Source organism: Clostridioides sp. ES-S-0001-03 (assembly GCF_020676075.1).
Lineage (GTDB): Bacteria > Bacillota > Clostridia > Peptostreptococcales > Peptostreptococcaceae > Clostridioides.
In genome coordinates, this window is record NZ_JACVWJ010000003.1 from 181,432 (window position 1) to 204,812 (window position 23,381).

At 26.8% G+C, this 23,381-nt stretch carries 18 protein-coding genes and 1 other annotated feature; of the genes, 10 read left to right on the forward strand and 8 right to left on the reverse strand.

The genetic code is table 11. From position 1 onward, the window contains the following. The first annotated feature begins 603 nt into the window (after positions 1-603). Entirely contained in the window at positions 604-3,648 is a 3,045-nt protein-coding gene (locus IC174_RS07360; RefSeq protein WP_227482549.1) for a diguanylate cyclase domain-containing protein, read from the forward strand. Positions 3,649-4,338: 690 nt separating this feature from the next. Here IC174_RS07360 and IC174_RS07365 read toward each other — a convergent pair. Continuing rightward, a complete protein-coding gene (locus IC174_RS07365; RefSeq protein ID WP_227482550.1) occupies positions 4,339-4,959 on the reverse strand; it encodes a hypothetical protein in 621 nt (206 codons plus the stop codon). Between the two features lie 399 nt (positions 4,960-5,358). Here IC174_RS07365 and IC174_RS07370 point away from each other — a divergent pair, with 399 nt between their 5' ends. The 4 genes from IC174_RS07370 to ispG all read left to right on the forward strand — a co-directional run bounded on the left by IC174_RS07370 (position 5,359) and on the right by ispG (position 9,234). Further along, positions 5,359-5,562, forward strand: coding sequence for a helix-turn-helix domain-containing protein (locus tag IC174_RS07370; RefSeq protein ID WP_227434784.1), 204 nt, complete (start codon positions 5,359-5,361; stop codon positions 5,560-5,562). Between the two features lie 259 nt (positions 5,563-5,821). Continuing rightward, the gene (locus IC174_RS07375) at positions 5,822-6,976 is read left to right on the forward strand and encodes a 1-deoxy-D-xylulose-5-phosphate reductoisomerase (protein ID WP_227482551.1); all 1,155 of its coding nucleotides are present in this window, start codon (positions 5,822-5,824) and stop codon (positions 6,974-6,976) included. A gap of 12 nt (positions 6,977-6,988) precedes the next feature. Continuing rightward, positions 6,989-7,993, forward strand: coding sequence for an RIP metalloprotease RseP (gene rseP / locus IC174_RS07380; protein WP_227482552.1), 1,005 nt, complete (start codon positions 6,989-6,991; stop codon positions 7,991-7,993). Between the two features lie 185 nt (positions 7,994-8,178). Further along, positions 8,179-9,234 carry a flavodoxin-dependent (E)-4-hydroxy-3-methylbut-2-enyl-diphosphate synthase gene (gene ispG / locus IC174_RS07385; protein WP_227482553.1) on the forward strand — a complete coding sequence of 352 codons (1,056 nt, stop codon included), beginning with the start codon at positions 8,179-8,181 and terminating at the stop codon, positions 9,232-9,234. A gap of 483 nt (positions 9,235-9,717) precedes the next feature. Here the strand turns inward: ispG and IC174_RS07390 are convergent, their stop codons facing one another. Beyond that, positions 9,718-10,842: a DUF3810 domain-containing protein gene (locus IC174_RS07390; RefSeq protein WP_227482554.1), complete on the reverse strand. Its 1,125-nt coding sequence runs from the start codon at positions 10,840-10,842 to the stop codon at positions 9,718-9,720. Between the two features lie 195 nt (positions 10,843-11,037). Here IC174_RS07390 and IC174_RS07395 point away from each other — a divergent pair, with 195 nt between their 5' ends. Then, entirely contained in the window at positions 11,038-11,262 is a 225-nt protein-coding gene (locus IC174_RS07395; protein ID WP_227482555.1) for a hypothetical protein, read from the forward strand. A gap of 52 nt (positions 11,263-11,314) precedes the next feature. Continuing rightward, complete coding sequence (locus IC174_RS07400; RefSeq protein ID WP_227482556.1) at positions 11,315-11,839, forward strand: GNAT family N-acetyltransferase; 525 nt, start codon at positions 11,315-11,317, stop codon at positions 11,837-11,839. Between the two features lie 115 nt (positions 11,840-11,954). Here the strand turns inward: IC174_RS07400 and IC174_RS07405 are convergent, their stop codons facing one another. Continuing rightward, the gene (locus IC174_RS07405) at positions 11,955-12,101 is read right to left on the reverse strand and encodes a hypothetical protein (protein ID WP_227434777.1); all 147 of its coding nucleotides are present in this window, start codon (positions 12,099-12,101) and stop codon (positions 11,955-11,957) included. Positions 12,102-12,239: 138 nt separating this feature from the next. Beyond that, positions 12,240-13,166: an AEC family transporter gene (locus tag IC174_RS07410; RefSeq protein ID WP_227482557.1), complete on the reverse strand. Its 927-nt coding sequence runs from the start codon at positions 13,164-13,166 to the stop codon at positions 12,240-12,242. Between the two features lie 189 nt (positions 13,167-13,355). Here IC174_RS07410 and IC174_RS07415 point away from each other — a divergent pair, with 189 nt between their 5' ends. Further along, positions 13,356-15,227, forward strand: a complete 1,872-nt coding sequence (locus tag IC174_RS07415) for a tetratricopeptide repeat protein (protein WP_227434775.1) — start codon at positions 13,356-13,358, stop codon at positions 15,225-15,227. Between the two features lie 93 nt (positions 15,228-15,320). On the opposite strand, the gene IC174_RS07420 is transcribed toward IC174_RS07415, so the two are convergent. After that, positions 15,321-16,256 carry a magnesium transporter CorA family protein gene (locus IC174_RS07420; RefSeq protein WP_227434774.1) on the reverse strand — a complete coding sequence of 312 codons (936 nt, stop codon included), beginning with the start codon at positions 16,254-16,256 and terminating at the stop codon, positions 15,321-15,323. A 518-nt stretch (positions 16,257-16,774) separates the two neighbouring features. Between IC174_RS07420 and IC174_RS07425 the strand changes: the two genes are divergently transcribed. Then, entirely contained in the window at positions 16,775-17,287 is a 513-nt protein-coding gene (locus IC174_RS07425; protein WP_227434773.1) for a flavin reductase family protein, read from the forward strand. Positions 17,288-17,601: 314 nt separating this feature from the next. Here the strand turns inward: IC174_RS07425 and IC174_RS07430 are convergent, their stop codons facing one another. The 3 genes from IC174_RS07430 to thrC form a co-directional block, all read right to left on the reverse strand. Continuing rightward, entirely contained in the window at positions 17,602-18,660 is a 1,059-nt protein-coding gene (locus IC174_RS07430) for an NAD(P)H-dependent flavin oxidoreductase (protein WP_255606541.1), read from the reverse strand. Positions 18,661-18,786: 126 nt separating this feature from the next. After that, on the reverse strand, positions 18,787-19,680 hold the full coding sequence (thrB, locus tag IC174_RS07435; RefSeq protein ID WP_227482558.1) for a homoserine kinase: 894 nt from the start codon (positions 19,678-19,680) through the stop codon (positions 18,787-18,789). Between the two features lie 9 nt (positions 19,681-19,689). Continuing rightward, positions 19,690-21,171, reverse strand: coding sequence for a threonine synthase (gene thrC, locus IC174_RS07440; RefSeq protein WP_227434771.1), 1,482 nt, complete (start codon positions 21,169-21,171; stop codon positions 19,690-19,692). 106 nt (positions 21,172-21,277) lie between these two features. Next, positions 21,278-21,507 (reverse strand) — a binding site (T-box leader). Positions 21,508-22,383: 876 nt separating this feature from the next. Here thrC and trxB point away from each other — a divergent pair. Further along, positions 22,384-23,292: a thioredoxin-disulfide reductase gene (trxB, locus tag IC174_RS07445; RefSeq protein WP_227482559.1), complete on the forward strand. Its 909-nt coding sequence runs from the start codon at positions 22,384-22,386 to the stop codon at positions 23,290-23,292. Positions 23,293-23,381: the final 89 nt, after the last annotated feature.

The following is a 23,381-nucleotide window of genomic DNA, read 5'->3' on the forward strand; positions in this document are numbered from 1 at the left end:
TAAAAAGGCAGTCTATAATTGCTAGTAATGAAAATAGCTATGTAACTTTTAAAAAGCAGAAGAATTCTGTGAGTATTTAGTTACATGGCTATTTTCATTTTTTTATAATTTAGAAAATATTGTAAAAAATCTTTTTTTATTTAATAATTTCGACATTTTTAAATATAGTATCTTTTTATAAGCTATATATCTTAATATAACTAATTTATTCTCAATTATAAATTTTATTTTTATGTATAATTAATAAGTCATAAGTATATTATTGATTTTATTTGATAAGTATGGGTATAATTTAAGTAATATATCAAAAAAAAGGAAAATACTTCCAAAATATGATAAAATAAATTCAAATAGTTAAATTCTCAATAAATAATATATTTTACTTGTTTATTGAAATATATTAGGTACTCCATCTTCAACATCATCAAGTTGATGATGTAAATTTAAAGTATACCAGTATAAAAATAGCTTTTGAATTAGGTAAGAATTTATTATATATATAAAAATTTTCATAACTAGAAAATCTTATTGGAATTAAAAAAATAATAGAAAAAAGTTTATTTCAAGAAGTTAAAGCAATTTAGGGGGGATGGATTAATAGGCATGTTAACTAATAATATTATAGACAAATTAACGAATTTAAATGGAAATTACAATTTGAGAATGATGCTTTCAAGTCTAGAAACACAGAAAAAGCCATATGGTATTATGTTTATTGGAATTGATGATTTCGAACAAATTAATAACTTATATTCTTATTCATTTGGAGATAGGGTTTTAAAAAAGTTTTCTAAATCTATTTTACCTTTTTTACCTGAAGATATAAGTTTATATAGATTAGATGGAAATGGTTTTGGAATTTTGTATCCAAATGGAGATTGTTATGAATTAACAAAACTCTTTAATAGGTTTCAAGATATCGCACAATGTATAAAACAGATTAATGGACATGCTATTTCATTTACTATATCAGGAAGTATTTGTTTTTATCCAAAAGATGGTATAGATTGTGATACACTATACCAAAATGCACGTGTTACATTTGAAAAAGCAAAAAAGCAAGGGAAAAAAACACTAATTGTCTATTCAAAAGATGAGTTGACTTTTTCGCAGTATTCTATACAGTTGATAGAGTATCTAAGAGAAAGTGTATTAAATAATTTTAAAGGATTTTATTTAAATTATCAACCACTTATTTTTAACAATAGTAAGAAACTATATGGATGCGAAGTATTGCTTCGTTGGAGAAATCCTAATTTTGAAATGAAACTTGGTCCAACTGAATTTATACCTTTTTTAGAATCTTCTGGGCTTATGGATACAGTTAGTCAATGGGTAATTAAAACAGCTTTAAAGCAATTAAAAGTATGGACAAAATATATGCCAAATTTCAATATGAATATAAATGTGTCATATCAGCAGCTTGAAGACCCTAGCTTCAAGTTTTTTATTTTAGACACTATAAAGCAAGAGGGTATATCTCCATCTCTGATTACATTGGAATTAACAGAAAATAATAACATAAAACAAATAGAAGAAATAAGGAGTTCTTTTGATTTTCTTCGAAGTCAAGGTATTAAGATTACATTCGACAGCTTTGGAGCAAAACATTCATCTTTAGAAATTTTTCGTGAACTAAGTGCTGATTCTTTAAAAATTAATCATACTCTTTTAAACCGTATTACATATGATGTAATAGACCAAAAAATCGTCTCTCAAATTATTAATCTATGTCATAGTATGAATATGTCCGTTTATGTGGAAGGAATTGAAAATAAAGAAACTTTAAAAATAATTGAACAGATGAGACCAGAAATATTGCAAGGATTTTATTATAATGAGCCTATAAACGCAGAGAAGTTTTATGAGCATTACTTTGAAAAGAATATTGAGAGCATTAATTATCAGGAAGATGTTATATCAAAAGAACTTTCTATAGAAAAAGAAAAAAGTATGGTATATTCTGCCTTTACTCCAACACATTCAATGAATATAAAAGAATTGGTTGATAATGCTTATGCAGGCATATTTCAAGTAGGAATGAACCCTGAATTTACTTTTCTTACATGTAATGAAGGCTATAGAAGGATGTTAGGTTATACCATTAAAGAGATGGAAGAAAAATTTAAAAATCAAGCATTAGGATTTGTGCATCCAGATGATATGGAATATGTGAATTATGAAATTAGAAGGCAACTTGGAATTAGCGATATAGTTACAATTGAATTTAGGGTAGTAAAATCTGATGGAACTCCTATATGGATACTTGGAACAGGCAATGTAGTAAAAGGTAAGCAGGGTTCTAAAAGTTTAATTGTAGTCATAATAGAAAATGATAGGCTTAAGAAAAGGTCTTTAGAGATGGAAGAATCCTATTGGAAATACAGAAGAGTTTTAGATAATATTCCTGCTTGTGTAAAATGTATCCATTTTGATGAAAATTTTACTTTAGATTATATTTCTCCTAGCTTTATATCATTGATAGGTTATACAGAAAAAGAAATTAAAAGTAAGTTTGATGGAAAGTATATCAATTTAATTATAGAAGAAGATAGAAGAGTTGTACTTGGAGATATGATAAGCCAAGTTAATTCTGGAGATATAGTTACACTTCATTATCATGTTAGATGTAAAGATAATCGTTTGATTTCTTTAGAAACGATTTCTAGATTATGTGAAAATGATAAAGATGGCAAGAAGTACTTTTATTCAAGTATTGTGGATGTAACAGAGGCAACAGATGTAACTTCTGAAAAAAGTGATAAAAAATCTAATAGACTTGTTAATCGCTATCAAACAGCCTTAAAACAATGGGGAGATATATTATTTGAATATAGTTTTAAGGATGGTACAATAACATTTTCTGATAACTATTATAGTATATTTGAGATAGAACCAAGAGGAACAATTTCTGAACAATTATCAAATATTTATGAAGAAGACCATCAGATTTTACTTGACGCTTTAGAAAATGCACGTATTGGTAATAAGCCAGAAGCAATAGAGATACGTATACGTTCTAAAGATAACGTACATTTATGGTGTTCTATAGTATTTAATGAACCTGATAAGATTGGAGATGCTACTATATCGATACTAGGTAAAATAAGAAATATTGATGAAGAAAAGAGAGAGTATAATAAGTTAATTGAGCAATCTCAAAATGATTTAATGACAGGATTACTAAATAAAAGTACTACTGAGGAAAAGATAAGACACATGTTGCTATCAGTTGATGAAAATAAGAAATATGCATTATTTATGATTGATGTAGATAATTTTAAGGATGTTAATGATACTATGGGGCATGTATTTGGAGATAAAATCTTAATTGAGTTAGCGGAATGTCTAAAAAGTAATTTTAGGAAAACAGATATTGTTGGCCGTGTTGGAGGTGATGAATTTATAGCATTTATGGAGTATAATGGAGATAAAGAAAGCCTACAAAAAAAAGGTCATGATATATTAAAAAGATTAGATACCACGTTTACATATGATAAATTATGTTTTGAAGTAAGTGTAAGTATAGGTATTTCTAGATACCCAGAAGATGGGAAACAGTTTTACGAGTTGTATCATCGTGCAGATAGTGCATTGTATAGAGCAAAAGAAGAAGGTAAAAATACATATTGTATGTTTTCCATCTAAAAATAAAATCAATCAAACACATGTTACTACAAAGCTTTTGTAATCACCTTTACTAAGTGATTAGTTATTTGTAAGTTATATAGATACATTATAATAGAGGTAACTGAAAGTGCTTTTAATGAAATATCAGAGCCAGTTAATTCAATTTTAGAAAAGCTTACTTAAAGAAACCTTTAATTGAGAAAAAGTCTACAAGTATCATTTAGTACATTATTAAAATGTCACATCGTATAGATATGTATGTTGTATGTTAAGGAATTGAAACTAAGAAAGACTTAGATTTTTTAAAGACTATTAAATGTGATGTGGGACAAGAATTTTATTTTTCGAGACCAATAGAAGAAAAAGAATTTTTTAATAAATATGTGACTGAAAAATAATATAAATATTGTAAAAGTGTAATAAGAACATAACATGCTAGAAGAATTAAAAATTTGTAATTAAAATTAGCAATAGATAAAAAGTATTAGTAATGTAACTAATGCTTTTTCTTATTGGCTTTATTTAGATTAATAATCATAAGAATAAAATGTTCATATAATAATTGAGTTGATTTCAATTTGATTTTATTAATAATGTAATAATGTTATTTGTGTAATGTCCAGTATTCATAACCAAAGATACTCTTTCTTTTACAAAGTTGAACTGAGTTATTTTTATTTGTCGAATCATACATGTTATTAGTAACTTTCATTTTTTTATTTTATTATTTACATTTATTTTAAGATAGTAATCGTTTTCAGAGCGAGAAGGATTTATTTCTTTATCAACAACTGTTACAAATTCAAACTCAGGTTTATCTAATGTTGCTATATAATTTAATGCTGGTGTTGTAGAAAAACTAAGAATAAATGTAGATAAGGTAACCAGTAATACTTTAAGTTTTGTTTCATGTCTTTTTTTGATAATTAATACTAAGGCATAAAAAATTAATAACACTATCATGTAAATAGCAGAAAAACTAAATCTTTCATTATTTGGTGTATTTAGGGTGTTTGTTGATAAAAGTGGAGTTAACATAGATAATGAACATGCTGTTAAAGGAAATGGTATATGATACTTTCTTGATTCTTTTGCTTTAGGTATTTCTAGTAGCATTTTAGGATATAGCCATAAATACATCATCCAACTGAATAGTAATATAAATATATAGATGGAAAATTTAATTTTCATAGGATTAAGGAGAGCAATGATAGCAAGTATTGTTAGTAAATAACGAATAATACAAGTAACCTTTTTTTCTTTTTCTATGACAGCTAAAGTCCATCTATTTTTTATAAATTCATTTTCTCTTTTTTCACTCTGCTTCATTTAATAACCCTCTATTAATAGTATAGTTTTTTAATCCATTACTTTGTTTTATTTTAACATATTTATATAAAAAAGTAACATTGAAGTTTTTTATTTTTTGGAATGTTATGTTAACTTGGGATAATGATTATACAAATTTGTAATCAGAAGAAATTACTTCTATCATTACTTAAAGTTAATAAATATAATTTTCTGTAAAGCTTTTTAATTAGATACAGATTATTTTAAAACATATTTTTGATAGGTGCTATTTATTGTTATATTAAAATGAATTTATTTATCAATATTGAAAGAACATGGTTTTAGCCAATTTTGAATAAGTGATTATTTATCGAAAAAGATGAAAATTTTTCAAAATAGATAAAATATGATAAAATAGATTTTAGAAGAGGTGATAAAATGATTTCATACACTCCATTGTGGAAATTGCTAATTGATAGAAAAATAAGAAAGATGGAATTTGTAAATATATCAGGTATAAGTATTTCTGTTTTAGGTAGATTAGGAAATGATAAGTCTGTTTCTATGGATACAATGGAAAAGATATGTTTAGCACTAGACTGTAAAATAGAAGATGTTGTAGAAATAAAAAAGGATGTTTAATGATGCTAAAATATTTTAATAATATTATAAAAAACATATAAAGAATAGGTAAGGTTTAATTTAATAGATAGAGTTTTATTGGATTAAAAATAAAAGTAACTATATGTGAATAAATTAAAATTAAAGAGTAATGCTATAATGTAAACTAAATATATTTTTCCAGTAATTATATGAAGTTTTTGTGAATAGTAAAAATAATTGTTTTAGTAGTGTTATAATGTCTTGGTAGGGTATATTTATTATTAGAAAGGATTATTATATGAAAAAAATATCAATTTTAGGTTCTACAGGCTCTATAGGTAAGCAAACCTTAGATGTAGTTAGAGAAAATAGAGACAAGTTTGAGGTAGTTGCAATATCAGCTAATAGCAGTATTGAATTACTACTTGAACAAATTGTAGAATTTAGACCTAAATATGTAACAGTTTTTGAGGAAAGCAAAGCATTAAAATTAAAAGAAATATTGCCACAAAATATAGAGATAGAAGTTTTAACAGGAATGGAAGGTTTAAAAATAATTTCATCACTAGATGAAATTGATGTACTTTTAACTGCTGTTGTGGGAATGATAGGATTGGTCCCAACACTTTGTGCTATAAAGAAGGGAATAAATATAGCATTAGCGAATAAAGAGACATTAGTAACTGCTGGAGAGCTTGTAATGGCAGAGGCAAAAAAATATAATGTAAATATTCTTCCCGTTGATAGTGAACATAGTGCTATATTTCAGTGTTTAAATGGAGAGAATAATAAAAATATAGAAAAAATAATACTTACAGCTTCTGGTGGTCCATTTAGAGGAAAGAAAAAAGAAGAACTTTTAAATATAACTAAAAATGAAGCTTTAAAGCATCCAAACTGGAGTATGGGAAGAAAAATAAGTATTGACTCTTCAACTCTTATGAATAAAGGACTAGAAGTAATAGAAGCTAAATGGCTATTTGGAGTAAAACAAGAAAATATAGATGTAGTAGTTCATCCACAAAGCATAATTCACTCAATGGTACAGTATACAGATAGTTCTATAATTGCACAATTAGGATGTCCAGATATGAGGTTGCCTATACAATATGCTCTTACATATCCAGATAGAATGGAAAGTAATTTTGAAAGAATGAATTTTTCAAAATTTAGTACTTTAACCTTTGAAGAACCAGACTTAGAGACTTTTCCATGTTTAAAATTAGCTTATGAATGTCTAAAGATGGGTGGAACTTATTCTTCTGTTTTAAATTCTGCAAATGAAGTTTTGGTAAGTGAATTTTTAGAGGATAAAATTGGTTTCTATGACATACCATATTACATAGAGAAAACTTTAGAGGTTCATAAAAGCATAAGCAAACCAACGTTAGAACAAATTTTAGAAACAGATAGATGGAGTAGAGCTTATGTTGAAAATCTGATAAAAAAATAGGAAGGTGAATTTATGACTATAATAGCTGCATTAATACTATTTAGTATAATTGTATTAATACATGAATTAGGACATTTTATATTTGCAAAAAGAAGTGGGATTAAGGTAAATGAGTTTTCTATAGGTATGGGACCTAAGATATATAGTGTAAAAAAAGATACAGAGTATTCCATAAGAGCTCTTCCAATTGGTGGATATGTAAGTATGGAGGGTGAAGACGAAGAACAAATAAGTCCAAATTCTTTTGGAAATAAATCTATACTACAAAGATTTAGTACTATTGTAGCAGGACCAATATTTAATATAATACTGGCAGCAATACTTTTAGTACCAGTGTTTTTGTATATAGGTTCTCCAACTACTACACTTGGAAAAATAATGCAAGATACTCCTGCACAAGCAGTAGGACTTCAAGTAGGAGATAAGATAAATAAAATAAATGGTAATTCTGTTAAGACTTGGGATGAAGTTGCAAATATTATAAATACTTCTTCTGGTGGAGAATTGAAGCTTAGTATAACTAGGGATGGAAATGATAAAGTTGTAAATGTAATTCCTAAAGATAACAATGGAAAGTATGAAATAGGAATTCAGCCACAAAGAGAAAAAGATTTCTTTGGTTCAATAGTAAATGCATGTAAAACTACTGTGGATATGACAAAACAGATGTTAACATTCTTAGGTCAAATGGTTACAGGACGTGTACCAGGAGGAATTGGTAATGCTGTTGCAGGACCAGTAGGTGTTATTGGTATGGTATCAGATGCAGCCCAAACAGGTCTTATAAATGTAGTCTATTTGGCAGCTGTCATAAGTTTAAATCTAGGTATAGTAAACTTATTACCAATACCAGCCCTTGATGGTTGGAGAATACTTATGTTATTATTAGAAGCTGTTAGAGGCGGTAAAAAACTTGACCCAAATAAAGAAGGTATGATAAATGTAGTTGGATTTGGAGCCTTAATGTTATTTATGCTTTTTATAACATATAAAGATATATTAAGGTTATTTCAATAATTTAACTTTATATAAAGTTTAAAAAAGCTATGTAGTTTTAAGTGAGAATAAATTAATTTTAAAAGGTTAAATTTATTCTTAGTTGTTTAACTATATAGCTTTTTAATTTATAATATATATGTAGTTTGTAGTATTTTTTAAGATATTGAATAATTTTAATATAAAATAATATATAGAGGTGAAATATGAGTTACAAGAGAAGACAGACAAGAGAAGTTAGTGTTGGGAGTGTAAAAATAGGAGGAGAAAATCCTATAAGCATACAATCTATGACAAATACTGATACAAGAGATGCAGAGGCTACAATATCTCAAATAAAAAGATTAGAAGAAGCTGGTTGTGATATAGTTAGAGTTGCTGTTCCTGATATGGAAGCAGCTAAAAATATAGGAAAGATAAAGTCTAATGTAAATATACCTGTTATTGCTGATATACATTTTGATTATAAGTTAGCACTTGAAGCTATAGAACAGGGTGTAGATGGTGTTAGAATAAATCCTGGTAATATTGGAAACATAGAAAGAGTTAGAATGGTTGTTGAGAAATGCAAGGAAAAAAATCTAAAAATTAGAATTGGTGTTAATGGGGGTTCTTTAGAAAAAGAACTTTTAAATAAATATGGTTCTGCAACTGCTGAAGCATTAGTTGAAAGTGCTATGGGACATATTAAGATTCTTGAAGATTTAGGTTTTTATAATATAGTTATTTCTCTAAAATCATCTGATATTTATAAAACTGTTGATGCATATGAATTAATATCAAAGAAAGTTGATTATCCTCTTCATATTGGAATTACTGAATCTGGAAGTGTTCATAAAGGAACAATAAAGTCTTCTATAGGTGTGGGAGCACTTCTTCTTAAAGGGATTGGAGATACTGTCAGAATATCTTTGACAGGTGACCCTGTTGAAGAGGTTGTTGTTGGTAAACAGATTTTAAGAAGTTTGGGTCTTTTAAATGATAAGATTAAAGTTATATCATGTCCTACATGTGGCAGATGTAATATAGATTTAATTAGTGTTGTAAATGAAGTTGAGGATAAAATTGGTAGTATGGAAAAAGATATTACTGTTGCAATTATGGGGTGTGCTGTAAACGGACCTGGAGAAGCTAGAGAAGCCGATATAGGCATTGCTGGTGGTAAGGGTGAAGGTCTTTTATTTAAAAAGGGTGAAATTGTAAGAATGATTAATGGTGATAAATTGGTTGATGAGTTACTGGAGGAAATTGATAGGTTATAGTAACAATCAATAAATATAAAATAGCTAGATATTCAATACATTTGGAAGAAATTTTATTCATGGTATTTAATTATCTAGCTATTTTTAATTAAGTAAATTTGAAAAGATATAAGAAATCTATATTCTAATTCAATCATATAAGTGAGTATCAAAATCTATTCTGTATTTATTATAATAAAATTATATTTGCTAAAATGAAAATTACAATAGTAGTACTGCAATATAATTACTATTATTGTAGTATTTAGTTACTAAAACTATTGATGTATTATGTTAATATAAATAGTAATACATTTTAGAACCTATTTAAGAATATATACTATAATTCTTCCTTGTATCATAAGTATACATGTAGTAAATACTTAGAAATAGTTTGTTTTTTAATAATGAACTTATAAAAAATAAACTATTAAATAATAGAAAAGTAGATAAAAATAACAATTTTTTATTTTTTATCTATTTTCCCATTCTCTATAAATACTTTTAATTATATGGATATAATTCATAATAAGTTAGCAATAAATCAACCATTTTACCATAACTTTGGGTTCCTTCAGCAATTCCATTAGCTTTTAAATAAGAATTATTAAACTCATTGGAGATTTTATCAATTTTACCTTCATATCTTTGCCAAAATTCACTCTCATTTTTTAAATCCCTACGAACAGACTGTGAAATACCAGCAGAAATATCAGCATATGCCTTATAGTCAACTTTGCTTAAAGCAGAAGCAGTATAATTTAAGGCCAAAATATAACCAGAATAATTAAAATCAATATCAGGATGTTTTATGGAAGTGAGATAACCTATAAAGTTAGCTTCATCTTCACTAGCAAATCCTCTCTGATGTGCCATTTCATGACCAACTGTACAAGGAATATATAAGTCAGGGATTGCAATATTAATATTTGCCTCACCTGTAAAGGGAAAGTATATACCAGTTATTACTGTATAACACATAAGATGTGATGAAATAACATACTTTGGCTTAGAGTAACTACCACTAACACTAGGTAAAATATATGAAATTTTATCATATCCTAATTGAGCTCTATTTATGACACCTTTATAATCTGTATTAGATTTTACGACACCATTTTTATCTTGTAGTGTAAGTTTTCTAGTTTCATTTGCTTTAGCTACCAAAAATTTATATAACTCAGAAAGTTCTTTAGTACTATGTTGCTTTGATTGGACAGAACTGTTGTTTTTTAAATTGTATTGGTTGATAAGGGTATTCTCGAGTGGAACTCTATTGTAGTTTATACCCCAAAGTACTACAAAAAGAAAATAAACTATTGATAAAATGGATAATATATTTAAAATAGAATTCTTTAAAAATGTCTTTAAATTTCTATTCTTTTTGAAAATTGTAAATACAATAGAACATAAAAATAAAAAAATAGATATAACTATTATGTACATTGTAATTTCGTAGATAGAAAATGGAAATATTCCTGAAACTTTACTTAATAGCTGTATAACTTTTTTATCTATGGCTTGAGAATAATATTTTTCAACAATATGTGGAATTTTACTTGCTATGAAATTTAAAAACAAAGCAATAGGAAAAAGGATTAAAGAAAAATATTTTATTTTTTTACTCATATTTCACCTCGCAGACTTTAATTTATATAAATATATTATATATCAATTAAAGTTATATTGTAAAATAGGTATAGTTATTTATATTTATGACTTTATACTAAATAAATGATAAGTTATAATATTCATATGAATAAACAATTTATGTATAACTAATAATAATTAAAAATAACAATTGTATAAGGAGTAAAAAATATTATGATAATAAGGCTTACTAAAGATAATTTTAATTTTAGATTTAAACAATATGAAGGGATGTTTTTTCATGCTGAAGTAAACGAAGGAGAAGAATCAATTAAATACAAAATAACTAAAGATAAAGATGGCACTGAACTAAAAGAGTTTGGAAATACACATATAAAGGATAATATGATATATATACCTCAAATAGAAGCATACATAGATTTAAATAGTATAAAATAAAGATTGTAGGTATTAATTTAAAAAGAGGGTTATGTTTAAGGGGGAATACAGTATGAGTAAAGCATTAGACATAGTAATAAGACCAGTAAGAAGGGAAGACGCGCAATCGATTAATGAAATGAGAAGAGCATATAATGTTATGAGAAATACACTAGCATTAATGAGTGATAGGCTGGATAGAACTATAGCTATGCTAGATTCTCTAGGTGAAAATGATTATATGTTTGTGGCTGAAATTGATAATGATGGAGAAAAAAATGTAATAGGTTTTGCTGGTTTACATGTGAATCCATCTCCAAGATTAAGACATAGTGCAGAACTAGGAATAACCGTTGATGAAAAGTATCATGGTATAGGAGTAGGTCAAAAGCTTATGGAACAACTTTTAGACATAGCAGACAATTGGATTAAGTTGATGAGAGTAGGGTTAGAAGTAATTGTAGACAATGAAAAGGGATTAAACTTATACAAAAAACTGGGATTTGAAATAGAAGGAACTAAAAAATATGCTGTAATTGGAGATGGAAAATTTGAAGATGTTTATATCATGGGAAGATATAATAAAGATTTAATTTAACTCATTCCAATAAAAATAGAGAAGTAGAATAGATTATCTATTAATAAAGAATTTTCATTAAAGATAATTTAATATTACTTCTCTATTATATTTTAAAAACTTTATTATCGAAAATTTATAAAAACATTCTATATACAAATAGAATTATTAGCAATATCAAAGCTACCTTAAAAGCTAGACTAGCAACAGTTTTTATAATTTTTACAGAAACGCCTATAGCGACTATAGCAAATACTATTTTAAAGAGTAAATCTATATCCATATTTAAGCCTCCTATTCTATCATACATATAGATATTATTGACAAATATCTAGGAAAAAATTCCATCAATACACTATAATAAATTGTTTATATTTGTAATTTATTGAGTCTATTATTATATAATACATAAAAGAATAAATCAAGATAGTAAAAAAATACTTATAAAAGGTATTGATATAACTGAAAATAATGTCGTAAAAAATACACATTGTGAGGCTAGTGTTACATTAGAATCATATTGATTAGCAAATATAGCAGTATTTGCAGCAGCAGGCATAGAAGAAATTACTACTGGTATAGCTAAAATCATTTTATCATTAACCCACCCTTTTAGAATAAAGTATATAATCACAGGAAGTACTAATAATCTTACAATAGTAACTAGATATAATCTTTTATTTACAAAACAATCTATTGCTGAAGAATTAGCAAGCAAACTACCAATAATAATCATAGATATTGGTGTAGTCATATCTCCTAACATCTTAAGTGGATCATTTATAAACTGAGGTAATCTAAGACCTGTTATAAATAAAAATAAACCAATAACTACTGCTATTGTAGCAGGGCTTATAAGTGATTTCATTGAAAATCCTTTAGTGCTACTACCTTTAGATAACAAGTAAATTCCCAAAGTAAAAGAAAACAAGTTAAATGGTAGATTAAAAATAGCGGTGTAGAATATAGCTTCATGGCCTAGAACTGCTTCAATTACAGGATAACCCATGAAAGCTACATTTGAAAAAACAACTATATACTGATATATCCCCAGGTCTTTTGTATCTTCACATTTTAAAATGTATTTTAACAAAAAAGCAATTATAATAGAAACTATATACATAACTAAGGATATAAATAATAATAGTAGTATTTTTTGTATCATTTTATTATCAAAGTTAATCTGCATAGAACTAATTATCATAGATGGTAAAAAAATAGTCATTGTCAAATTTGAAAGTTTAGATGTACAGTGTTCATCTAATAAGTTGAATTTTCTGACAAAGTATCCTACTAAAATAATTATAAATAAAACTGCAACTTGAATAAAAATATTGCTGAAATTCATAAAATGTCCCCCCTATATATACATTATATACCAACTCAATAATAAAATCTAATGATTATAAAATTTAAAATTCAATATTACAATATAGTGACAAAAGGTAAAAATTCAATATTATAGCATTAATTATGGTTTATAATGTATAATAATGTTTGAGAGAATATATTTTATAAAATGGGTAGGTAGCGAATAATGAAAAACACAAAATTTTCTATAAGAAAAATAAAAAATATATCTAGTGACCCCAAAGTTATACATACTAAGGGAGCTCTTTTTGAAAAAATGGGAAAGACAGAAAGTGCAATAGAATTATATAAAAGTGCAGCATTAGATAATTATGTAAAATCTCAATATACTTTGGGAAATATATATGAAAATAAAAAGCAATTTAAAGAAGCAGAAAAATGGTATTCAATGGCATATAAGAATGGAAGTGAAGATGCTGCATTTGACTTAGGTAATATGTATTATAGATTAGATGGATATGAGTATGCTATATACTGGTATGAGAAAATAGCTACTATAGGATATTTACAAGCACAAAATAATTTAGGTGTATGCCATTTTAAAATGAAAGATTTTATAAGATGCGAAAAGTGGTTAAAAGAAGCAGCAGATAATAATCTCGGTAAGGCTTGTTTTAATCTAGGAGTATTGTATACATTTTTAGAAAAAGAAGATGAGGCATATGAATATTATAAAAAAGGTTCTGTACTTTTAGATGATGATGCGAAGTATAATCTAGCAATACTAAATGGAAAGAAGAAGGACAATAAATCTACAGTAAGTCTATATAAGCAATTGTATAAGTCTGGTCATATGAAAGGTTGTTTTAACTTGGGTATGATTATGGAAATCAATGATAATTTGGAAGAAGCAGAGAGATATTATAAAAAGAGTGCAGATAGAGAAGATGTAAAATCTGAGTATAGACTTGCATATGTATATGATAGAAAAGAAGAATTAGGAGACGCAATTTATTATTATGAAAAAGCAATAGAAAAAAATCACACACTTTCTAAATATAGACTTGCAAATTTATATAATAGAGAGAATGAGATAGAAAAAGCAAAGACTTATTATAAAATGGCAGCAGAAGATGATATAACAGAAGCTAAAAACAATCTAGCAGGTATATATTTTGAAGAAAAAGATTATGAAAATGCTATAAAGTACTATGAAGATGCTATAGCTGTTGGATGTAAAAGTTCTCTTGAGAATCTTGGAGACTTATATTATCAAAATCAAGATATAGAAAAAGCAGTTTCATATTATTCTAGAATTCCAAATAATGTATCTTGTCAAATAAAATTAGGGAATATATATGAAGATTTAAATAACATAGAAGAAGCTATAAGTTGGTATAAAAAAGCATCTGAAAATGGAGATACCAAATCTAGCTATAGATTGGGATGTATATATGAGAATTTAGGAAATACAAAAAATGCTAGAAAGTATTTTGAGATGGCAAGTAGTAAAAATCATATGAATGCGCGTATACATTTAGGTAGAATTTATTTTAGAGAAGGAAAACTAGAAGAATCTAAAATGATGCTTGACACACCTGCTAATGAAAATAATATATATGCTCAACACATGGTAGGACTTATTTATGATATGTTTTACAAAGATTACGTTAATTCCAAATACTGGTATGAGAAGGCTAGAGCACAAGGCTGTGTTGAATCAATATATAATTTAGGGCAAATTTATTTAAAATTAAATGATGATGCAGAAGCTGAAAAATATTATAAAGAAGGTATTAAATTTGGGAGTAAGAAGTGTGAATATATGCTTGCAGGACTTTACTACAAAAAAAGTTTAGATATGTATATTTCTCTAGCAGATGAAGAATATGATAACTGTGGAGAAATAGTAGAAGATTTCCCTAAACTAAATATAAACTTTGATGAAATATTAATTCCACCATTTAAATTACAGGAAGAAATACTTGATGAAGAAGAGTATGTTCCAATTTATATATTGAACATAAAAGAAAGTTTAGACTCAATGTTGGAGGGTCTTGAAACTGAAATGAGTATAGATGAAGAATATGATAATTAAAAAACCTGATAAAAAGAGTATTTTTAAAATAAATAAAAGCCATTGGAGTAAATGTAAATTAATTAACTCTAATGGCTTTTTCTTATTAATATTTTATAATAGCTTGTTTCTTGACATAAAAAATGTAATTATTATGCATATTATAGAAGTAATGAGCATAATTATCCAAAATCCATTTGGGTTATCAGAAAATGGCATATTGATAACATTCATACCAAAGAATCCTGATATTATTGTAGGTATTGAGAAAATTAGTGTAACTACTGTTAAAAATTGCATAACATTATTTTGATTATTACTTATAATTGCACTGAAAGCATCCATAATTCTACTCAATATATCTCCATAGATTTTAGCCATATCAAGAGCCTGTCTATTTTCGACTATAACATCTTCTAAGAGGTCTTCATCATCTGGATATTTCTTTATACCAGCAGTTCTAACCATCTTGTTTAAGACCAATTCATTGGATTTTAAAGAGGTAGAGAAGTATACCAAAGACTTCTCTAATTCCAATAGTTGTACTAGTTCTTTGTTTTTCATAGATTTGTAAATTTCTCGCTCTATTATGATTGTCATTTTATTTATTTTTCTTAAGTAATGCAAGTAATAAGCTGCATTTTTATGAAGAATTTGAAGCAAGAAGCGAGTTTTTTTAAATGTAAAAAAATCTTTAATATGACCAACTATAAAGTCATTTAAAATCTTAGTTTGTGCATTACAAACTGTTATAATAGCTTCTTGAGTTATTATAATACCTAAGGGTATTGTAGTATAATGAGAAGAATTAGAGTCACTTTCGTCTACTGGTATATCTATAAGTATAAGAGTATGATTGTCTTCAACATCTATTCTTGAGCGCTCTTCTTCATCTAGTGCAGATTCTATACTTTCTACATCTATATTTAATAAATTAGAAATTTCGTTGATTTCACTATGATTAGGTTCAACAAGATTTATCCAACAGCCATCTTCAAAAAAACTAAGTTTCTCTAATTTTGAATCTATAGTTTTGTAATATCTTATCATGGCAACACATCCTTTATTCAGTTTTATATAAATCTCATCATTTAATAGTATCTATTAATTAACTAATTTATATAACTGAATATCTGTATTAGTTTTAAATTTAGATATTATTAAGTGATGAAATTGTAAAAAATTCTCTCCGCAACGGACTAGTATCCATTGCTCATCACTCTCCTTATTTATTATTTTATACATGCTTATATACAAAAGAAGTATTTTAAGCACTCTTTAATATAATACCTTTTCCAGGTATATAAATCAAGTTTTGATTTAGTCAAATGATATTTTTGTCATAATTTACATATAAAACATAACAGTCATATTTAACTTAGATAAAGTATATATATATTCTGAGTGAAAATATTAAATATATTAGAAAATGAATAGGTATCTATATCCTTACTCCTTTATAATATGTTTAATAAAAAATACTTTATTTTTCATCATAAATTCTAGTAATAATTTATGATGAAAATAAAAGTATTATCAATATAATAGAATGAGAGGTTATTAGAGGTATGAGTGAATTTAAAGAGATTATGTCAGAAGAAATTAAAAGTAATCCATTTAAGTTGATAGGTAAAGACTGGACATTGATAACAGCTGAAAAAGAAGGTAAAGTAAATACAATGACTGCTAGTTGGGGTGGACTTGGAGTTATGTGGGGAAAAAATGTTGCTTTTGTAGTAATAAGACCACAACGTTATACTAAAGAATTTATAGATAATACAGATACATTTTCTCTTACTTTTTTTGATGAAGATTTTCGTGAAGAACTTTCTTATTGTGGTAAAGTATCTGGTAGGGGAGAGGATAAAATATCTAAAATAGGATTTAATATAGAATATTTGAATGATACACCTTATTTTAAAGAGGCAAAGTTGGCTATTATATGTAAAAAAATGCACTGCCAAAAAATTGACCCACAATGTTTTATTGATGAAGAGATAGATGGAAGATGGTATCCACAAAAAGATTATCACACTCTATATGTAGCTGAGATAACAAATGTACTTGTAAAAGAAGATTAAATAATATGCAATGATAGGGTTATATCAGTAAGCAGTATTATAGAAAGCAAAGAAAATTTAATTATGATATATAAGTGATTGAGTTTTTATACATGAAATTTTCTACAATTGATTGGAAAATAAATTAAGTAAGAGCAAGGGAAATTTTGAAATATACTATTAATAATGGTGTAAATTATATTTATATAGTATCTTAATAAAAATAAAGATGAGAATATAAATAAGCTAAGGATATAAATATGTTAATATAGATTGATTAGTAACATATTTAAAAATCCTTAGCTTAATAAAAATTTAATTTGTAAATTTTCAAATTATAATTCAGAAATTAATTCATTGATAACATCTTCAACAGAACTTAACTTATCAATTTTATACGCATTATTGCCACAGAATAAAAGTGAATTTTCCACATCTCCTTTAACAGCATTAATTAATGCTTGAGAAATACAGTATGGTGTTTCTTTTGGATTGCAAGGAATCAAACAGTTGTAACATTTTTTTATCTCTGGACGATTAGTTTTAACATCTTCTATAAATTTATTTCTTATAGCACGTCCAGGAAGACCTACAGGGCTTTTAACTATGTGTACATCTTCTTCTGTAGCATTTATATACGCCATTTTAAAGTTTTCATGTGCATCACACTCATAAGTAGCAACAAATCTCGTACCAACTTGTACACCACTTGCTCCCATATCAATATATTTTTTTACATCACTACTAGAAGTTATGCCACCAGCAGCAACAACTGGAATGTTCTTGCCAAATTTTTCTCCATAATTATTTGCAACTTTTAATATCTCAACAAATTCTTTATCATAGTCTATAGAATCTATGTTATCAAGCTCCTCATTAGAGTATCCAAGATGACCACCAGCTTTTGGACCTTCAACAACTATTAAGTCAGCAGTAGTTTTCTCTTTTCTATCCCACATTTTTAAGATTACACTAGCAGCTTTTGCAGTAGAAACTATAGGTGCTATTTTTACATTACTTCCTTTTACTAAAGATGGTAGTTTATTAGGAAGTCCAGCCCCTGATATTATAAGGTCTACACCAGCTTTAACAGCTTCTTTTACATATGTTTCATATTCTTTCATAGCGACCATGAAATTAATGCCAATAATGCCACCATTTGAAATTTCTTTTGCTCTGGAAATATGTTTTTTTATAGCTCTTAAATTTGCATTTATAGTGTTAGTCTCAAAATCTTCCTCATCATAACCAATTTGAACTCCAGAAACTACACCAACACCACCAAGCTTAGCAACAGCACCAGCAAGTGATGATCTAGATATACCAACGCCCATTCCACCTTGAATTATAGGAACTTTTGCAACTAAATCTCCAATTATTAACTCTTTTATGATAATCCCTCCTCAATGTAAACATGTTTAAAGAACTAGATTATAATACTTAATATTATTACCTAGTCCTAATTATTATACTACAAATTATAATAAAAGAGTAGTTATATTTTATATGTGAGACAATAATTATAGAATATTTAAAACTGCTCCTTTAGAATCACAACACAACTCTTTTATTTCCCAATTAGATTTTAAGTTTGATAGATGATCTCTCATATTATACACGAAATTATCATCATTTTCTTTTATTAAAGCCATTATAGTAGGCCCAGCTCCACTTAAGAATACGCCAATACTATTTAATTGTTCAGATTTTTTAACAATATCACTGTAGTTTTCAATTAAAGTACCCCTATAATCTTGATGCAATTTATCTTGACAAGCTACTTTAAGAAGCTCAAAGTTTTTGTTTAACAGTGCAGACACAAGTAAAGCGACTCTACTAACATTAAACACTCCATCAGAATATGGTATTTCTTTTGGTAAAACACCTCTAGCTTTTTCAGTTGACAGTTTGAAATTAGGTATCATTGCACAAAATTTGAGTTCATTAGGGATTTCTATAATATCGTAGTGTATATTGTCATTATCAGTAACAGAAACAACCATATTACCTAAAATAGCAGGAGCAACATTATCTGGATGTCCCTCTATTTCTGAAGCTATATTTAACAACTGGCATTTATCTAAATTAGCATTTGATAGAGCATTTGCAGCTATAACGCCAGCAACTATACAAGAGGCACTACTACCAAGACCTCTACATATAGGGACATCACTTTGGATTTTTATTTTGATACCAGTAGGTATTTTAGCTGGCTTAACTCTATCAAAGAAGTATTTCATAGATGTATAAACTAAATTATTTTCATTTTTGTAGGCATCTTCGCAACCTTCTATTTCAAGACCACTTTCAATTTCTTCAACATAAAATTTATTATATATATTTAAAGCAATTCCAAGACAATCAAATCCTGGACCTATATTTGCACTTGTTGCAGGAACTATAATTTCTAACATAATAATCACCTATACCTTTAAGAATTTTTCTATAGCTATTTTTAATTCATCCTTTTCATAAATATCTTTATGTAGTATTTCTGCATTTTGAAGATTTCTAATAGGTTTTGGTATATCTACCTTAGCAATATTTGATAATCTATCTATTATGGCAAAATCATCAAGATTTCCAAAATTGGAGTCTATAGATTTTAAAACATCTTCAGAAAACTTAAATGGGCTTGCAGTACTTACAACAACAGTTTTTGTATCATCAGAAGTTTCTTTTTTGTATTTTTCATAACAATTATATGCAACAGCAGTATGAGTATCGATTAAATAATTGTAATTTTTAAAAATATTATTTATCGTGTTTTTAACTTCTTCCTCATTAGAATATTCACCATAGAATGAAGCCAGATTCTTTTTCATATCTTCATTTATTTTATAAACTCCATCTTCACTAAGATTAGATAGAAGTCTGCTTACAGTTTCAGTATTTCTATTTGATATTTCAAATAATAATCTTTCTAAATTACTTGAAATTAATATATCCATAGAAGGTGAAGAAGTCAATTTCAATGCTCTATTTTTATCATATATACCAGTTTTAAAGAAGTCATAAAGTACATTGTTGTCATTTGATGCACATATCAATTTATTTATTGGAAGTCCCATTTGTTTAGCATAATATCCAGCTAAAATATTACCAAAGTTACCAGTTGGGACTACAAAATTTATTTTGTCATTTAACTTTATTTCATCACTATCTACCAATTTCATATATGAATAAAAATAGTATGCAACTTGAGGAAGAAGTCTTCCTATGTTAATTGAATTAGCAGAAGATAAGATATAATTACTATCTAATAGTTTTTCATTAAATTCCTTATTAGAGAAAATTTTCTTTACACCAGATTGTGCATCGTCAAAATTTCCTTTTATACCAACTACATATGTATTTTTTCCAGTTTGAGTCTTCATCTGAAGTTTTTGCACTGCACTTACACCATCTTCTGGAAAGAATACAATTATTTTTATCTTGTCTATATCTTTAAAACCTTCAAGTGCTGCTTTTCCTGTATCTCCAGATGTAGCAGTAAGAATTACAACATCTTTTTCTAAATTATCTTTTTTAATAGATGTTTTAAGAAGGTGAGGCATTATAGTAAGTGCCATATCCTTAAATGCTAAAGTTGGACCATGATATAATTCTAAGAAATAAGCATCATTTACTTTATTTAATGGAGCTATACTAGTGCAATCAAATTTTTCGTCATATGCATTTGTTATACAATCTTTAATCTCAGATTCAGTAAAATCGCATAAAAATTTACTAAGTACAAAAAATGCTATTTGGGAATACGTTAAATTTACTAAATCTATAAGTTCATTTTTTACATTTGGAAATTCACTTGGAACATAAAGACCACCATCGTTTGAAATTCCTTTTATTATTGCTTGTGATGCAGTTACTTTTTCTTTGGTGCCTCTTGTACTTGAATAATACATTTCTATAATCCTCCATATATTTTAAATTTTTAATTAGCTAATTAAACTAGATACAGAATATTTTAAAAACTGAATTTAGGTAATAAAAAAAGACCCTCATCCCTAAAAAAGGGACGAGAATCTGTTTCCCGCGGTTCCACCCAAATTGATTTTAAAAAATCCACTTGATACTTTAACGTAAGTAGTAAAACGTCTATTCTTACTAAAATCATAAGATAACTTCAGATAGAAGCTCATAGGTAGTTTTCAATCTTTCTAGTTAAAGAAACTTTTCAGCTAATAGTTTCCTTCTCTGGTAACCGATTCAGATTTACTCTTCCTAATCAAAGCCTTTCAATATTCTTAATATTATTAATTATTCTAGAATATAAAACAGACAAAGTCAAGTATTAATATAAAAATTTGGAAAAAATATTTTTTGAAATGTAAAAAAACTGTAATCAAATTGACTTATATACAGAATATTTTTTTAACCTTTTTAAATCTATAAAAACTTGAATTTTCATAGAAATGAAGTGGATTTTAATAAAAATTAATTAGAAGATAAGAGTTACATATCTGTAATATTAAAATTTTATGCTACACCATATTACAAAAAAAGTTTACAAAACTTTAATTTGAAAAATGTAATTATATGGTATATCATATAAATATAGATAAATAGCGTTAATATTTAAACGATTAATTGTACTTGAATTAATAAAAGTATATAATTCTTAATTTGAAAAAAATACTATTGTAAAATTACAAATATGTTCAAATTAAATTCACAAGTATTTCACATAATAAGAGTATACTGTAAACAAAAGGAGGTATTAAATATGGGAATAGTACTTATAACAGCAGCATTAGTTTTGGTTATGTATGGACTTTCAATTCTATCATATATATCAGAAAGCAATATATTAGAAGACACTGTAAATGATAACCAATAAGGTTTTAAATTATATAAATAAGTAGAACTGTAAGTAAAAATTACTTTTTATTTACAGTTTTTTTATATATTTATTAAATAAAGTTAACATATAAATAAATAAAGTTAAAATGTAAAAAATAATACTTTATTTATAGCTATCAGTTTTTAAATTAATCCTTTCTATAAACTAACAAAAATAATGTTTTGTTTATAGTATATATGGATAATAATAGTAAAGTATAAGAATAATGAGAATAATATATAAGAAATAATAATATAAAGAGAGGTAAATTGTCATGGTAGATATTATTGTAATTGGTGCTGGACCAGCAGGTTTAACTTCAGCAATTTATGCTATGAGAGCTGGTTTAAGTGTAACAGTCTTTGAAAAAAGTATTTATGGAGGTCAAGTTGCAAGTACATCTGAGGTAGAAAATTATCCAGCAGTTCAAAAAATTTCTGGTATAGAGTTTTCTACTAACATATATAATCAAGCAGTCGATCAGGGTGTTGATATTCAGTTTGATGAAGTAGAAAGGATAAGTTTAGAAGGTAAAGTAAAAATTGTTAAAACAGCATCAGGAGAACATAAAGCAAAGGCTGTTATCCTCGCAAATGGAGTCGAAAGACGTAAATTAGGATGTGTTGGAGAAAAAGAGTTTACAGGTAGAGGAGTATCTTATTGTGCAACATGTGATGGAGCCTTTTTTAAGAATAAAGAAGTTGCAATAGTTGGTGGAGGAAATACTGCATTAGAAGATGCTTTATTTTTAGCTAATAATTGTACAAAAGTGTACTTAATTCACAGAAGAGATGATTTTAGAGGTGAAGAAGTATTAGAAAAGTCAGTAAAGGCAAGAAAAAATATTGAGATACTTTATAGTCATGGTGTAGAAAAAATAGAAGGTGAAAAGACAGTATCAAGAATAGAAGTAAAAGACTTAAAAACTGAGGAGAAAAGAACTATAGATGTAAGTGGTATTTTCATTGCTATAGGACTTAAACCTAACAATAAAATGTTTGAAAATGTACTTGAGTTAGATGAAGGTGGGTATATAGTTTCAGATGAGTCTTGCACAACATCAGTTGAAGGTGTATATGTAGCAGGAGATAATAGAACGAAGTTTTTACGTCAAATAATAACAGCAGCTTCAGATGGTGCTATCGCAGCTGTTCAAGCAGCTAATTATATAAATGTTGAATAAATATAACTCTTAAATAAAAATAGCCATATAACACTATAAAGAAAATATATCTTTAAGTATTATATGGCTATTTAGTAAACAGATATTAG